This is a genomic window from Nocardioides zeae, from assembly GCF_030818655.1.
Classification (GTDB): Bacteria; Actinomycetota; Actinomycetes; order Propionibacteriales; family Nocardioidaceae; genus Nocardioides; species Nocardioides zeae_A.
In genome coordinates this window covers 1,286,741-1,301,593 of the sequence record NZ_JAUTAN010000001.1, presented here as the reverse complement: position 1 = coordinate 1,301,593, position 14,853 = coordinate 1,286,741, and the positions used below count along the sequence as shown (strand labels likewise).

General features: G+C 74.9%; 15 protein-coding genes. All 15 read right to left on the bottom strand.

What is annotated here, in order from left to right; translation table 11 throughout:
* Nucleotides 1-87 precede the first annotated feature (87 nt).
* Nucleotides 88-627: an adenine phosphoribosyltransferase gene (locus QE405_RS06245; protein ID WP_307205606.1), complete on the bottom strand. Its 540-nt coding sequence runs from the start codon at nucleotides 625-627 to the stop codon at nucleotides 88-90.
* Nucleotides 628-665: 38 nt separating this feature from the next.
* Complete coding sequence (locus tag QE405_RS06240; protein ID WP_307199346.1) at nucleotides 666-3,206, bottom strand: hypothetical protein; 2,541 nt, start codon at nucleotides 3,204-3,206, stop codon at nucleotides 666-668.
* 1 nt (nucleotide 3,207) lies between these two features.
* Nucleotides 3,208-3,537, bottom strand: coding sequence for a preprotein translocase subunit YajC (gene yajC / locus QE405_RS06235; RefSeq protein WP_307199345.1), 330 nt, complete (start codon nucleotides 3,535-3,537; stop codon nucleotides 3,208-3,210).
* A gap of 90 nt (nucleotides 3,538-3,627) precedes the next feature.
* Nucleotides 3,628-4,707, bottom strand: a complete 1,080-nt coding sequence (gene ruvB / locus QE405_RS06230) for a Holliday junction branch migration DNA helicase RuvB (protein ID WP_307199344.1) — start codon at nucleotides 4,705-4,707, stop codon at nucleotides 3,628-3,630.
* Between the two features lie 10 nt (nucleotides 4,708-4,717).
* Nucleotides 4,718-5,320 (bottom strand): Holliday junction branch migration protein RuvA, encoded by a 603-nt coding sequence (gene ruvA, locus QE405_RS06225; RefSeq protein ID WP_307199343.1) that lies wholly within the window; start codon nucleotides 5,318-5,320, stop codon nucleotides 4,718-4,720.
* Nucleotides 5,317-5,934 (bottom strand): crossover junction endodeoxyribonuclease RuvC, encoded by a 618-nt coding sequence (gene ruvC / locus QE405_RS06220; protein ID WP_307199342.1) that lies wholly within the window; start codon nucleotides 5,932-5,934, stop codon nucleotides 5,317-5,319. The genes ruvA and ruvC overlap by 4 nt, the downstream gene beginning before the upstream one ends.
* A 101-nt stretch (nucleotides 5,935-6,035) precedes the next feature.
* Nucleotides 6,036-6,803 carry a YebC/PmpR family DNA-binding transcriptional regulator gene (locus QE405_RS06215; protein ID WP_307199341.1) on the bottom strand — a complete coding sequence of 256 codons (768 nt, stop codon included), beginning with the start codon at nucleotides 6,801-6,803 and terminating at the stop codon, nucleotides 6,036-6,038.
* Nucleotides 6,804-6,819: 16 nt separating this feature from the next.
* Nucleotides 6,820-7,479, bottom strand: coding sequence for a pyridoxal 5'-phosphate synthase glutaminase subunit PdxT (pdxT, locus tag QE405_RS06210; protein ID WP_307199340.1), 660 nt, complete (start codon nucleotides 7,477-7,479; stop codon nucleotides 6,820-6,822).
* A gap of 59 nt (nucleotides 7,480-7,538) precedes the next feature.
* Nucleotides 7,539-8,684 (bottom strand): metallophosphoesterase, encoded by a 1,146-nt coding sequence (locus QE405_RS06205; RefSeq protein ID WP_307199339.1) that lies wholly within the window; start codon nucleotides 8,682-8,684, stop codon nucleotides 7,539-7,541.
* 19 nt (nucleotides 8,685-8,703) lie between these two features.
* On the bottom strand, nucleotides 8,704-9,615 hold the full coding sequence (pdxS, locus tag QE405_RS06200) for a pyridoxal 5'-phosphate synthase lyase subunit PdxS (protein WP_307199338.1): 912 nt from the start codon (nucleotides 9,613-9,615) through the stop codon (nucleotides 8,704-8,706).
* A gap of 10 nt (nucleotides 9,616-9,625) precedes the next feature.
* Nucleotides 9,626-11,404, bottom strand: coding sequence for an FAD-dependent oxidoreductase (locus QE405_RS06195; RefSeq protein WP_307199337.1), 1,779 nt, complete (start codon nucleotides 11,402-11,404; stop codon nucleotides 9,626-9,628).
* Between the two features lie 147 nt (nucleotides 11,405-11,551).
* Complete coding sequence (locus QE405_RS06190; protein WP_307199336.1) at nucleotides 11,552-12,625, bottom strand: AurF N-oxygenase family protein; 1,074 nt, start codon at nucleotides 12,623-12,625, stop codon at nucleotides 11,552-11,554.
* A 144-nt stretch (nucleotides 12,626-12,769) separates the two neighbouring features.
* A complete protein-coding gene (gene pgsA / locus QE405_RS06185) occupies nucleotides 12,770-13,399 on the bottom strand; it encodes a phosphatidylinositol phosphate synthase (protein ID WP_307199335.1) in 630 nt (209 codons plus the stop codon).
* A gap of 37 nt (nucleotides 13,400-13,436) precedes the next feature.
* Nucleotides 13,437-14,231, bottom strand: a complete 795-nt coding sequence (locus QE405_RS06180) for an inositol monophosphatase family protein (protein ID WP_307199334.1) — start codon at nucleotides 14,229-14,231, stop codon at nucleotides 13,437-13,439.
* Nucleotides 14,228-14,812: an HIT family protein gene (locus QE405_RS06175; protein ID WP_307199333.1), complete on the bottom strand. Its 585-nt coding sequence runs from the start codon at nucleotides 14,810-14,812 to the stop codon at nucleotides 14,228-14,230. Before QE405_RS06175 ends, QE405_RS06180 begins: the two co-directional genes overlap by 4 nt.
* Between the last annotated feature and the right edge of the window lie 41 nt (nucleotides 14,813-14,853).

Sequence of the window (14,853 nt, the reverse complement as noted above, 5' to 3'; positions counted from 1 at the left end):
GTCGCTCACCTTCGCCAGTCTAGGCGCTGGCACCGACACCACGTCCCCGGACCCGGCAGCGAGCACCACCCACCGCGTCGCCCCACCTCACACCTGGTGCAGCGTCAGCACCGGCGTCTCGCCGAGCGCCGCGCGGCCGGGCAGGAACGTGAGCTCGAGGAGGAGCGCGAAGCCGACCACCTGGGCACCGCACCGCTCGACGAGGGCCCGGGTGGCGACGGCGGTCCCGCCGGTCGCGAGGACGTCGTCCACGACGAGCACGCGCTCCCCCGGCGCCACGCCGTCGACGTGCACGGCGAGGGTCGCCTCGCCGTACTCCAGCGCGTAGGACTGCTCGTGCACCTCCCGCGGCAGCTTGCCCGCCTTGCGCACGGGCACGAAGCCCACGCCGAGGGCCTGGGCGACGGGCGTGCCGAACAGGAAGCCGCGGGCCTCCATGCCGACCACCTTGTCGACGACCACGGACCCGTCGTCGCCGCGACCCGCCTCCGCGAGCGCGGCGACCGTCGCGGCGAAGCCCGCCGCGTCGGCGAGGAGCGGGGTGACGTCCTTGAACACCACCCCGGCCTCCGGGAAGTCGGGCACGTCGACGAGCAAGGCGGCGACCGCTGCGGCGCCAGCGGCGATCCGCTCGTCGCGGGTGGGGGTCGAGCCGGGGACGGGGATCACGGGACGGGCACCTCTCGGTCGGGACGGGACGGGGGTACGGCGGGACTTCCGCCGGGAGCGGCGGCGGGGGCTCCGGCCGCCGCGGCCGTCAGGCACAGCGCGCTCGTGAGCGCGACGGCCAGACCGGCGAGCACCACGGCGAAGGGCCCGCGGACGGAGGGCGCGGCGACCACGACGGCGGCGAGGGGAACGAGGTGCAGCAGGCTGCCCGCGACGTACCGCGGAGCCAGCCGCGCGCCGCTCGCCCGGTCGGCGACGACGGCCAGGTGGGTGGTCACCCCGACGACGGCGACGACGCCGAGGGCGGCGAGCGTGGCGGGCGACCAGGTCACGCCGACCCAGGACGCCAGGCCGAGGCCCAGGAGCAGGTCGACCGCGGTCGCCGCCAGCACCACGGGCACGAGGCGGAGAGGCCCGGCGATGAGACGGCGCCCGAGCACCACGCCGCCCAGCAGCGCGAGGCCGAGCAGCGCGGCACCCACCTGCCACGCGCGGGTCGACCCGGCGGCGTCGAAACGGCTGGTGGTGACGGGTCCCGTCACCACGGGCACGGCGCCGACGGCGCCGACGAGGTCGGCACGCTCGGCCTCCGTGAGCGTGGGCGTGGTGAGGAGGACCGTGCTCTCCCCCGCGTCGCGCAGCGACGAGACGGCCACGCCCGCGTCCCGCGCGGCGTCACGCACCGCGCCCCGCGCGTCGACGGGGTCACCGCTGACCGTGACGAGGTGCTCCTCCCCGGCGGTGAAGGCCGGGTCGGAGGCGACACCGCGCACCACGAGGCCGGTGATCGCGATGGCACCCACGACCCCCAGTGCGGCGACCACGAGGGGTGCCGGACGCGCGGTTCCCGCGCCGGGCGCGGTGGCGGGCGTGGTGGCGGAGGCGGTGGGCGCCGCAGCCGCGCGGCCCTCCCCCGCCGCGCCGGCCAGCAGCACGGCGCCGGAACGCACGAGGGTCCGGCCCGTGACGAGCGCGGCGAGCAGGACGGTGCCGACCGCGACGGCGACGTCGCCGACGAGGTCACCGGCGGACGTCCGCACCAGGGCCGCACCGACGACGCCGGCGGCGACGGACGGCCACCACCGTCGCCAGACCTCGGCGCCGGCGCGGGCCGCCGCCGACTCCGGCGTGCGGCCCGGCAGCTCGCGCTCCTGGACCACGAGGATCCCGATCGCGAGCAACGGTGCGACGCCGAGGGCGCCGAGGGTCGCGACGACGACGGGCAGGGACAGGGCCAGGCCGACGACCTGGTCGGCGACGAGAAGGCCGGGAGCGGCGAGCGCGCCGGTGCCGACGACGGCCGCGACGGGCAGCAGGGCGCGGCGGCGGAGGAGCGCCAGCGCGGCGAGGACGGCACCGAGGAGCCCGACCAGGGCCGCGACCGCCGCGTGCGAGCCCTCGTCGCGGTCGAGCGTGGAGCCGAGCCGCACCACGGAGACCTCGTCGACGGCGGCGGGCAGCGCGCCGTCCCGCACCCGGGTGGCGACGTCCGCGGCGGAGCGCTGGTCGAGCGTGGGGTCGGCGACCGCGACGACGCCCTCCGGGGAGGTGCCCGTCGCGCCGTCCTCGCCGTCCCCGCCGTCCCCGCCGTCGGGGTCGGCGAGCCCGCCGACCCCGGCGTCACCCACGGCGGCGAGGTCGGCGTCGAGGGTCACCGCGAGCACGCGCAGGGGCGGCCCCTCGTCCTGGTCGCTGCCGTCGCCCTCGTCGTCCGGCGCGCCGGACTCCTCGGAACCCTCGGACCCGGTGGACCCGTCGGGCTCGTCCTCGGCTGCCACGGCCACGCGCTGCTCCGCGACGGGCATCAGCTCCGTGACGGCGGCGGCGACGATCGCGGCCGCGCCGGGCTCGAGGTCGAGGTCCACCGCCCAGGTCCCGGCGTCCAGCTCCGCACGAGCGTCGTCGACGGCGGTGCCGGTGACGAGGGCGGGCCCGAGCAGCAGGGGCACCCCGGTGGGGTCGCAGGCGAGCAGTGGACGCCGGGGGTCGGCGTCCTGCTGGGCGAGCATGCCGGCGGTCGCCGGGTCGTCGCACCGGAGGGCGGCCAGGGCGGCGGGCCAGCCGTCGTCCGGGGCGAGGGTCCAGGCCGCGGCCGACCCGTCGGGCGTGGCGAGGTCGGCGGTCGGCGGAGCAATCGGGGCCCCGGACGGGGGCGGCGGCAGGCTCGGGAGCGTGAGTCCCACGGCCGCCACGCCGCGGAGCGCGACCTGGTCGTTGGAGCGGAGCGCGTCGAGCACCCGGTCGTCGGGGCGTCCCGGGAGGGCGACGAGGAAGGACCCGTCGCTGCCGCGTCGTACGGTCGCGCCGGGGGCGCCGGCCGCCCGTGCGCGCGACTGGAGCTCGGCGGCGGTCGCGTCGAGGTCGGCGTCGGTCGCGTCCGGGTCCGCCGGGGTCACGACCACCCGTGTGCCGGCCAGCACGTCGACGCCCCAGCGGGGCGTCCAGGTCGCTGTCAGGAGCAGCAGACCGATGGTCGTGAGGAGCAGCAGCGCGTAGAGGACGGCGCCGCGGGAGCCGCGGGACGCGACCGCGCTCATCTCAGCTCTCGTCGGCCCGCTTGTCGAGGTCGACGACCGCGTCGGCGTCGGTCGGGGTCGCCGCCGGCTCGTCCGCGGCCTCGGGGACCACGACGGCGACCGCGCCCCGGACGACCTCGACGACGACACCGGGGGCGATCTCGACGGTGACGTTGTCACCGCCCTCGACGCCCACCAGCGTGCCGAAGACGCCGCTCGTCAGCATGACCCGCTGGCCCGCCTCGAGGGACCGCTGGAGCTCGAGCTGCGCCTTGGCGCGGCGCTGCTGGGGGCGGATCAGCACCAGCCAGAAGAAGAAGACGATGACGACAAGGAACAGCAGCTCGAACACGAGAGAAGGGTCTCTTCCGATCGACGACGTGGAGCCCGGAGGCGGGGCCGATCCTATCCGGACCTCGCCCCGGGGCGCCGACCCGCGGGGTCAGCGCTCGAAGAGGGGGGCGTCGACCGGGTCGGCCCCGGCCCCGGCGGGCGGCCGCAGCCCGAGGTGGGCCCACGCGGCCGGGGTGGCCACGCGGCCCCGCGGCGTGCGGGCCAGGAGACCCTGGCGCACGAGGAACGGCTCCGCCACCTCCTCGACCGTCTCGCGCTCCTCGCCCACGGCGACCGCGAGGGTCGAGACCCCCACCGGTCCCCCGCCGAACCGTCGGCAGAGGGCGTCGAGCACCGCACGGTCGAGGCGGTCGAGCCCGGAGGCGTCCACCTCGTAGAGGTCGAGCGCGGCCTGCGCCACCGCGCGGGTCACGACGCCGTCGGCGCGCACCTGCGCGTAGTCGCGCACGCGCCGCAGCAGGCGGTTGGCGATGCGCGGCGTCCCGCGGGAGCGGGAGGCGATCTCCGCCGTGCCGTCGAGCTCGACCTCGCAGCCGAGCAGCCCCGCCGAGCGCCGGACGATGCGGTCCAGGTCGTCCGGCTCGTAGAACTCGAGGTGGGCCGTGAAGCCGAAGCGGTCCCGCAGCGGCCCGGGGAGCAGGCCCGCGCGGGTCGTCGCGCCGACGAGGGTGAAGGGCGGGATCTCCAGCGGGATGGCCGTCGCCCCCGGGCCCTTGCCGATGACGACGTCGACCCGGAAGTCCTCCATCGCCATGTAGAGCATCTCCTCCGCCGGGCGCGACATGCGGTGGATCTCGTCGACGAAGAGGACGTCGCCCTCGTTCATGCCGGAGAGGATCGCCGCGAGGTCGCCGGCGTGGGTGATCGCCGGGCCGCTCGTGAGGCGCAGCGGCGCCGACATCTCGGCGGCGATGATCATCGCGAGCGTCGTCTTGCCGAGCCCCGGCGGCCCGGAGAGCAGCACGTGGTCGGGCGTGCGGCCCCGGCGGCGTGCGGCCTCGAGCACCAGGCCGAGCTGCTCGCGCACCCGCACCTGGCCGACCACCTCGTCGAGCGTGCGCGGACGCAGGGCGGCCTCGACCGCCCGCTCGTCACCGTCCGCCTCCGCGGCCACCAGCGACCGCAGGTGCAGCTCCTCGGCGGCGGCGAGCTCGTCGTCGTACGTCATCGCGTGCCGCTCAGGCCCGGCTCAGCGACTGCAGCGCGGCGCGCAGCAGCGCGCCGACGTCGGGAGCGTCCCCGGCCTGGGGCGCGACGCCCTCCACGGCCTTCTCCGCCTCCTTGGCGGTCCAGCCGAGACCGACCAGGCCGCCGTGCACCTGCTCGCGCCAGCCCGCGGCGCCCGTCGTGGTGCCGTCGGGCAGGGTGGCAGCGGTGCCGGCGACGCCGACCTTGTCCTTGAGCTCGAGGATGATGCGCTGGGCGCCCTTCGGGCCGATGCCGGGCACGCGGGTGAGGGTCTTGACGTCCTCGTCGCGCACCGCGCGCCGCAGCTCGTCGGGCCGCAGCACGGCGACCATCGCCTGCGCGACCTTGGGACCCACGCCCGACGCGGTCTGCACGAGCTGGAACACCTGCTTCTCGTCGTCGTCGAGGAAGCCGAAGAGGGTCAGCGAGTCCTCGCGCACGACGAGGGTCGACGGCAGGGTGACCTGCTCGCCGCGCCGCAGCGTGGCCAGCGTGCCGGGCGTGCACTGGAGCTCGAGCCCGATCCCCCCGACGGCCACGACCGCCGACGTCAGCCCGACGGCGGCGACCTCACCGCGCACGAACGCGATCATCGCTGCTTCCTCCCGCTCATGCCCTGCCTCCCGTGCGCGGCGACGGCCGCGGCGTACCTGTTCGGTGCGGTGGTCCCGGTGGTCCCGCCGGCTCCGGCGGCCCGGGCGGCGACGACGGTCGCCGCCTCCAGCCGCTCCTGCGCCCCGCCGCGCCAGATGTGCGTGATCGCCAACGCCAGCGCGTCGGCCGCGTCGGCCGGCTTCGGCATCGCGTCCAGCCGCAGGATCCGGGTGACCATCGCCCCCACCTGGGCCTTGTCGGCCCGGCCGCTGCCGGAGACGGCCGCCTTGACCTCGCTGGGGGTGTGCAGCGCGACCGTGATCCCCCGGCGCGCGGCGACCACCATCGCGATGCCGCTCGCCTGGGCCGTCCCCATGACCGTGCTGACGTCGGACCGCGCGAAGACGCGCTCGATGGCGACCACGTCGGGCCGGTGCTCCTCGATCCACGCCTCGACGCCGCGCTCGATCGTGACGAGGCGCTCCGGCACGGGGACGCTCGCCGACGTGCGGATCACGTTGACGTCCACGAGGGTCAGCGGACGGCCGAGCCGGCCCTCCACGACGCCCACGCCGCACCGAGTCAGACCGGGGTCGATCCCCAGCACGCGCATGCCACTCTCCCTCGACGTCGAACGCCTGTTCTAGCCGCGCACGCTATCCGTTGCGGGGCCCGACGCGGGGGCCGACGCGCCGGGGCGGTCGGGGACCCGGCTCAGGCGTCGACCTGCTCCATGACCTCGTCGGGGATGTCGGCGTTGGTGAACACGTTCTGCACGTCGTCGAGGTCGTCGACGACGTCCACGAGCCGGAACACCTTGCCGGCGGCCTCGGGCTCCGTCACCGGGATGTCCATCGTCGCGACGAACTGCACCTCGGCGGAGTCGTAGTCGATGCCCGCGTCCTGCAGCGCGGTGCGGACCGCGACGACGTCGCCGGGCTCCGACTGCACCTCGATGGTGTCGCCGTGGTCGGCGACCTCGTCGGCACCGGCGTCGAGGGTGACCTCGATGACCTCGTCCTCCGAGACCACCTTCCCGTCCTGCTCCTTCGCGACCACGACGACGCCGCGACGCTGGAAGAGCCGGGAGACCGAGCCGGGGTCGGCCATCGTGCCGCCGTTGCGGGTCACCGCGGTGCGGACCTCCATCGCGGCGCGGTTGCGGTTGTCGGTGAGGCACTCGACGAGGAGCGCCACGCCCTGCGGCCCGTAGACCTCGTACATGATCGTCTCGTAGTCGACGCCGCCGCCGTCGAGACCGCCGCCGCGCTTGACCGCGGCGTCGATGTTCTTGTTGGGGACCGACTGCTTCTTCGCCTTCTGCACGGCGTCGTAGAGCGTCGGGTTGCCGCCCAGGTCGGGGCCGCCCATCTTGGCCGCGATCTCGATGTTCTTGATGAGCTTGGCGAACAGCTTGCCGCGCTTGGCGTCGATCGCGGCCTTCTTGTGCTTCGTGGTCGCCCACTTGGAGTGGCCGGACATGCGCTACCTCTTCTTCTCAGCTGCCTCGAGCGGCGCTCGCCGCCTCGTCGATCACGTCCAGGAGCAGGCGGTGCACCACCGATCCGCCGCCCTCCCCGATCTCGGGGTGGAACGACGTCGCGAGCACGGCGCCCTGCCGGACCGCGACGATCCTACCTGCGGCGTCGCCCTGCGCCGGGGACGCCTCGACCCGTCCGAGCACCTCGACCCCCGGTCCGACGGACTCGACCCAGGGGGCGCGGATGAACACGCCCGGCACCGGCACCTCCGCGCCGTGGAGCAGGATCGGGGTCTCGAACGAGTCCACCTGGCGCCCGAACGCGTTGCGCCGGACCGTCACGTCGAGGCCGCCCACCATCTCGCTGCCGTCCTGCTGGGCGGGGGTGCCGTCGAGCACCCGGTCGGCCAGCAGCACCATCCCGGCACACGTCCCGAGCACCGGGCGGTCGGCCGCGACGTACGCGCGCAGCGGGGCGAGCATGTCGAAGTGCCGGGCGAGGCGGCCGATCGTCGTCGACTCGCCGCCGGGCAGCACGAGGCCGTCGCAGCGGTCGAGCTCCGCGGGCCGGCGCACCGGGCCCGCGGCGACGCCGAGCGCCGTGAGGGCGGCGACGTGCTCCCGCACGTCTCCCTGGAGGGCGAGGACGCCGACGTACGGCGCGGTGGGGCGGGACACGAGGGGTGACGGTAGCCGCCGGCCCGCGCGCGGCACCGCCCGCCCACCCGCTGGGACGCTCACCCCGCGCGCAGCGTCACCACGACGACCTCCGGCGGGGCGGCCACGCGCACCGGCGGGCCCCACGCCCCGGCCCCGCGGCTCGTCACCACCTGCACGCCCTCGACGTCGTCGACGCCGGCCAACGCCGGCTGGTCGAGCCGCACCAGGTAGCCGAACGGCCACAGCTGGCCGCCGTGCGTGTGCCCCGACATCTGCACGTCGATCCCCCGACCGCCCTCGACCTGCGACGGCTCGTGCGCCACGTAGAGGATCGCGTCGTCCGGGCTCGTGCCCTCCAGCGCCGCATCGGGGTCGGGGGCGTCGTCGCCCTCGCCCACCGCGTCGTGCACCCCGGCCACCACGAGCCGGGCACCGTCCCGCTCGACGACGACCTGCTCGTTGCGGAGCGCGGTGACGCCGAGGCCCTCGAGCCGCGCCATGACCTCGTCGGCGTCGCCGTTGATGAACTCGTGGTTGCCGGTCACCGCCACGACCCCGAACGGCGCGTCCAGCTCCCCGAGGGGATCGAGGTAGGGCCCGACGTGGCGCTCGAGGCCGTCGCTGTAGTCGCCGCCGAGGACGACCAGGTCGGCGTCGGCGTCCTGCACGCGGTCGACGACGGAGGCCACGAAGTCCGTGTCCCGCACGGGGCCGACGTGGAGGTCGGTGACGAGGGCGATGCGCAGCCCGTCGAGGCCCGGGTCGAGGTCGTCGACGGTCACCTCGACCTCGCTCGTGCGGACGTCGCCCGCCTCGACGAGGCCGTAGCCCGTGACGCCCAGGGCGAGGACGACGGCGCCCACCGCCCCCACCCGCGCGACCGCGTCCCGCCACGCCGGCCGCCGCAGCAGGCGCAGCACGCCGCAGACGAGGGCCACGAGCGCGAGGGCGAGGGTCAGGTACCAGACCACCGACACCCAGGTGAGACCCAGCCAGAGGAGCGGCCGCCACGGCGCGGGGTCGACCAGGCGCTGGAGCACCTCGGCGACCACGAGGAGCACGGTGCCCACCACGACGACGGCACCGGCACCGCGCCGCACCCACCGCGCCGCCCCCGCGGGCAGCACCTCGTCCCAGCGCGGGGCGACGGCCAGGCGCCGGACGAGCCAGACGACCCAGCCGAGGAGGAGAGCGAGGAAGAGGAGGAGGCCGAGCCAGATCACCCGGAGATCCTCGCGGACGTCACCAACCGCGCTCGGCGAGGCGGTGGGGCTGCGGGATCTCCTCGACGTTGATCCCGACCATCGCCTCACCCAGCCCGCGCGACACCTTCGCGACCACGTCGGGGTCGTCGTGGAACGTCGTCGCCTTCACGATCGCCTCGGCACGCTGCGCCGGGTTACCCGACTTGAAGATGCCGGAGCCCACGAACACGCCCTCGGCGCCCAGCTGCATCATCATCGCCGCGTCGGCGGGCGTCGCGATGCCGCCGGCGGTGAACAGCACCACCGGGAGCTTTCCGCTGGCCGCGACCTCCGCCACCAGCTCGTACGGCGCCTGCAGCTCCTTGGCCGCGACGTAGAGCTCGTCCGGGGTCAGCGCACCCAGCCGTCGGATCTCGCCACCGATCGTGCGCATGTGCATCACCGCGTTGGACACGTCGCCCGTGCCGGCTTCGCCCTTGGAGCGGATCATCGCCGCGCCCTCGGTGATGCGCCGCAGTGCCTCGCCCAGGTTCGTCGCCCCGCACACGAACGGAACCGTGAACTGCCACTTGTCGATGTGGTTCGCGTAGTCCGCCGGCGTCAGCACCTCGGACTCGTCGATGTAGTCCACCCCGAGCGACTGCAGCACCTGCGCCTCGGCGAAGTGCCCGATCCGGGCCTTGGCCATCACGGGGATCGAGACCGCCTCGATGATTCCGTCGATCATGTCGGGGTCACTCATTCGCGACACCCCGCCCTGCGCACGGATGTCAGCCGGCACCCGCTCGAGCGCCATCACCGCCACCGCGCCGGCGTCCTCGGCGATCTTCGCCTGCTCCGGCGTGACCACGTCCATGATCACGCCACCCTTGAGCATCTCCGCCATGCCGCGCTTCACGCGGGAGGTGCCCGTGCTCGAGGGGGTGCCGCTGTTCTCCGTGCTCGTCATGGGCGGAACCCTAGAGCCGAGGGGTGACAGGTCCCGTCGGCGCCCGTCCCTCGGACCGGCGCCACGGCACGCTGCGGGTGCGCCGGGCCCGGTCCAGCTCCTCCTGCCGACGCCGCTCGGCGGCCACCCGCACGACCTCGGCCATGTCGGCCCGGTCGACGAGACGGCGCCGCGGCCGACCGTGCTCCGCCCCCCACGCCCGCTCGTAGGAGTCGACGGCGCGCCAGCCGTCGAGGTCGAGCGCGCCGGGCACCCGCTGCCGCACGAGCGCCGCGAACGACGTCAGTGCCCGCGCCGGGTCCGGGAGCGCCCCCGCGTTGAAGTCGTCGACGAGGTGGGCGACCGTCTCCTCGGCATCGCTCTTGTTGGTGCCGATGAAGCCCGACGGGCCGCGCTTGACCCACCCCGCGACGTACGTGCCCGGCACGGCGGTGCCCGCCGCGTCGACGACGCGGCCGGCCCGGTTCGGGATCGTGGCCGACACCTCGTCGAACGGGACGCCGGCCACTGGGCGGCCGCGGTAGCCGACCGAGCGGAGCACCAGGCCCGCGTCGAGGAGGCTCGTGCGGTCGGTGGCCACGGCACGCACGTTGCCGTCGGCGTCGAGGACCAGGTCGTTCTCGACGAGCTCGAGCCCCGTCACGGCCCCCTCGCCGAGCACGCGCACGGGGGATGCGCCGAACCGCAGCACCACCCGACGTCGCCCGGCCCCGCGCGGCTCGGGCAGCTGCTCGAGCACGCGCAGCTTCTGCTCGAGCATGGGCTCCAGCGTGCCCGCGGCCCGTCGCCGCAGCGTCTCGTCGTCGAGGCGCAGGCCCCCCTCGACGACGAGGTCGATGTCGTCGCGCATGGCGAGCCCGGTCAGCTCGGGCAGCGTGTACGCCGCCTGCCCGGCCCCGCGGCGAGCCACCAGCACGACCTCGCGCACCTTGCTCTCGCGCAGGGCGGCGAGGGCGTGGTCGGCGATGTCGGTGCCGGCCAGGCGCTCGGGGTCGGTGGCGAGGATCCGCGCCACGTCGAGCGCGACGTTGCCGTTGCCCACGACGACGACCCGCTCGGCGTCGAGCGGCACGTCGAGCTCCGTGTGGTCGGGGTGGCCGTTGTACCAGGCCACGAAGGCCGTCGCCGTGCCGCTGCCGGGCAGGTCCTCACCCGGCACGCCGAGCCGCCGGTCGAGGGACGCACCGGTGGCGTAGAGCACCGCGTGGTGGTGTGCCAGGAGGTCGTCGTGGGTCAGGTCCGTGCCCACCTCGGCACCGAGCACGTAGGAGAAGCCGGGCTGGCGCTCGATCTCCCGGAAGAGACCGATCACCGCGCGCGTGTCCGGGTGGTCGGGCGCGACACCGGCCCGCGCCAGCCCGTACGGCGTCGGGAGCCGGTCCACGACGGTGACCCGGGCGCCGTCCTGCTTGAGCACCTCGTCCGCGGCGTACAGCGCCGCCGGCCCGGAGCCCACGATCGCGACCCGCAGCCCGCCCCGCGCGGGGTCCGTGCGGGCGATCGTGCGGAGCGGTGCCTGGACCGGGCGCGGTGCCGGCGGCGTGTGGAAGAGCTGGTTGATCTCGAGGAACGGCAGCTCGGCGTCCGTCAGCTTGGTGTGCGGCTTGATCGCCCCGACCGGGCACGCGGAGACACACGCCCCGCAGTCGACGCAGGCGACCGGGTCGACGTAGAGCATCTCGGCCGTCGCGAAGTCCGGCTCGTCGGGCGTGGGGTGGATGCAGTTGACCGGACACGCGAAGACGCAGGAGGCGTCGCCGCAGCAGGATCGGGTCACGACGTGGGGCATGGGGTTCTCCGGCCTCGGGAGCGGCACGCGGCGGCGCCGACGCAGGTCGGCGCCGCCGCGGGGCGGGGTGTCGGGAGGGTGGGGTGTCGGGAGGGTGGGGTGTCGGGAGGGTGGGTGTCGGGAGGGCGGTCCTGGCGCGCGAGGGGCTCAGGCGAACTTCACGGCGGGCTCGCTGCGGTAGCGCGACGGGCGACCGTCGATGCCCAGCGCTCGCCAGATCCGACGGGAGAAGCGGGTCATGAGACCCGACTCCTCGGCGAGCATCCGCACGTCGGAGAACAGCTCGCTGAGGAACACCTTCGACTCGGGCGACTCCCAGAACAGCTCGTCGATCACCTGGTCGGGGATGGAGAACTCCTGCTGGAACTCCTTGACCGGCACGAGGATCGCGTCGCCGAGCACCCGCATGATGATGGGGAAGGCGACCGATACGAGGAAGCGGTCGACGGGGCCGACGCGGGGGGCGTTGCGCTTGACGTACTCGTGCGCGAACGAGATGTGCCGCGCCTCCTCGGCCACGTGGATCTGCATGATGCGCTTGATCATCGGGTGGACGTCGACGTCCTCGCGGAGCAGCGCCTTCTGCGTGTGGTCGATGGGCTCCTCGCCGGCGAGCACGCCGATGAAGAACGCCAGCGGCACCTTGCTCGCGGCCAGCGGGAGCGCCCACGCGACCGCGCGCAGCCAGCGGGGCATGCCGGGGGCGTCCACGCCCATCCGGTTGACGCCCTCCTGGAACATCTGCGTGTGGTGGCACTCCTCGGTCGCCTCGTGGGTGAGGTACCGGTACTCCTTCGAGCCGTTCTCGGCGGTGAAGACGTACTGCATGATCCCGCGGATCAGGATGTTCTCGAACTGCAGGCCGACCTTGAAGATGTTGGCGTAGCGCCACTGGCCCACCCGGATCTGCTCCTCGAGCGGCAGCGCCTTGTACCAGGGGTGGCGGCCCACCGGGTCGACGTCGGGGAGCACCCACCGCGGGTCGTCGGCCCGCACCTCGAAGTCGGGGTGGTCCCAGTCGATGTCGGCGAAGGCGTCGAAGTGGCGCTCGACGGACGCGACCGAGAGCCGGTGCAGCACCTCGTCGTACTCCGCGTCGGTGAGGCCGTCGGGCACCTCCGGCTCGTTCCAGTCGATGAGCTCGAGCCGGGAACGCGGCTCGGTGGCGGCCGTCCCTCGCGTCTCGTCGACCTCGTGCAGCTCGTGGGCCTGGGCGGACATGGTGCCCTCCTCGTCGTCGCGGACCGCGTCGTGACCGGCGCGGGGGTGGCGGAGAACCACCCGGTCGCACCAGCCTGCGTCGCGGCCCGGACGATGTCAAGGGTTATGTAACATTCAGAGTGTCACGTTCGGCCGCAGGTGCGCTCAGGCACCTCCGGCCGCTGCGTCGTGCTCGTCCATCGCCTGCTGGCGGACCACCCAGATGCGCTGCACGACGGTCACGGTGCTCGCCGCCGCCAGGGCCCACAGGGTGACCTGCTGGAGGATCGGGAGGCCGAGCAGCGCGCCGAGCCCGGTCATGACGAGGATCGAGACGAGGCGGTCGCTGCGCTCGGCGATGCCGACCTTGGCCTGGTAGCCCAGGCCCTCGGCACGGGCCCGCGCGTAGGACGTCACGCTGCCCATGACCAGGCAGACGAGGCTGAGGACCAGGTAGAGGTCGGAGTCCCCCGGACCGGCCCAGTAGAGGGCGAGCCCCCCGAAGATCGCGCCGTCCCCGATGCGGTCGAGCGTGGAGTCGAGGAACGCACCGAACTTGCTGGTGCGACCCGTCTCGCGCGCCATGAACCCGTCGATGAGGTCGGAGAAGACGAAGGCCGTGATGAAGAGGACGCCGGCCAGCAGGTGGCCCTGCGGGAAGAAGACCAGGGCGCCCGCGCAGACCCCGAGGGTGCCGACGAGCGTCACCGCGTCGGGGCTGACACCGCGGCGGATGAGGAAGCGGGCGACGGGCGAGAGGAGGCGGGTCCAGAACCCGCGGAAGCGCTCGAGCATGGTGGTGGCAGGTTAGGCCATCACCAGCGCCGGACGATCACCCGTCGGCCCCGTCCACCAGGGCCGCGCAGGCCTGGGCGACGGCGGTGGGCGCCCCCGCGGCGTACCACTCGAGGCCCTCGTGGCGCACCCGCTGCGTCGTGCCGCCCGCGCCCCGCACGAGGGCGGCGCCGGGGAGCTCGTCCCACGGGGGCACGGAGTGCTGGAGCACGAGCCCGACCTGCCCCTGGGCGACCGCGGTGGCGTCCATGCTGCCGGAGCCGAGCATGCGGACCGCCGCGGCGCTGCCCGCGGCGCGGTAGAACGCCGCGCCCGCGCCCGCGCTCGCCGCCAGGTCGCCGGGGGCGAAGTAGGTGGCCATGCTGGTGCGCGCGAGCGGTACGTCGCGGAGCGGCCCGATCGGCACGCCGTCGCGCGTGCTCGGCAGGCCGGGCCCGCCGAGGTGGAGCGCGTCGTCGTGGGGGTGGTAGATCGCGCCGAGCACCAACTCGTCGCCGTCGAGCAGCGCCACCGCCGAGCACCACCAGGTGAGGCCGGAGAGGAAGTTGTAGGTGCCGTCGACCGGGTCGATGACCCAGCGCCGCCCGCTCGTGCCGGGCTCGTCGACCCCCTCCTCCCCCAGCACGCCGTCGTCCGGGCGCTCCTCCGACAGCCGTCGGGCGACCAGCTCCTCCGCCGCCCGGTCGGCCGCGGTCACCACGTCGGAGACCGAGGTCTTCTGCTCGACGCCGAGGCCCTCGACCCCGTCGGCGCGCATCCGAGCCGCGAGCGAGCCCGCCTCGCGGACGAGCGCCCCTGCGAGCCGGACGTCGTCGGGGTCGGGGGCGCTCACGCCGACCACGCGTCCCGCAGGAGGTCGCGCGTGTCGGTGAGCAGCTGCGGCAGCGTCTTGGTGCCGCCCAGCACCGTCATGAAGTTCGCGTCACCGGACCACCGCGGCACCACGTGCTGGTGCAGGTGGGCGGCCAGCGACCCGCCCGCCGCCGAGCCGAGGTTGAGGCCGACGTTGAAGGCGTCGGGCGTCGCGATCGCGCGCACGGCCCGGATCGCCGCCTTCGTCATGGCCGCCACCTCGACGGTCTCGGCGTCGGTCAGGTCGACGTAGTCCGCGACGTGGCGGCGCGGCAGCACCATGAGGTGCCCCGGGTTGTAGGGGTAGAGGTTGAGCACCGCGAACGCCGTCTCGCCCTCGGCCACCACCAGGTCCGGACCCGTCGCCGTGCCGGCCACCATCCGGCAGAACGGGCAGCCCGCCGGCTCGCTGGTGGGCGGTGCCGCCTCCGCGTCGCCGGCGTCGGCGTCGGGCGCGGCGTCGGCCGCGGCGTCGGGCGCACCCGCGGCCGGCTCGCCACCGGCGATGTAGGCCATCCGGTAGGGCGTGTAGAGCCGCATCAACCCGTCGGGGTCGGTCACGCGTCCTCCTGCATCAGTCACGGTCGGTCGGTCGGGATCGA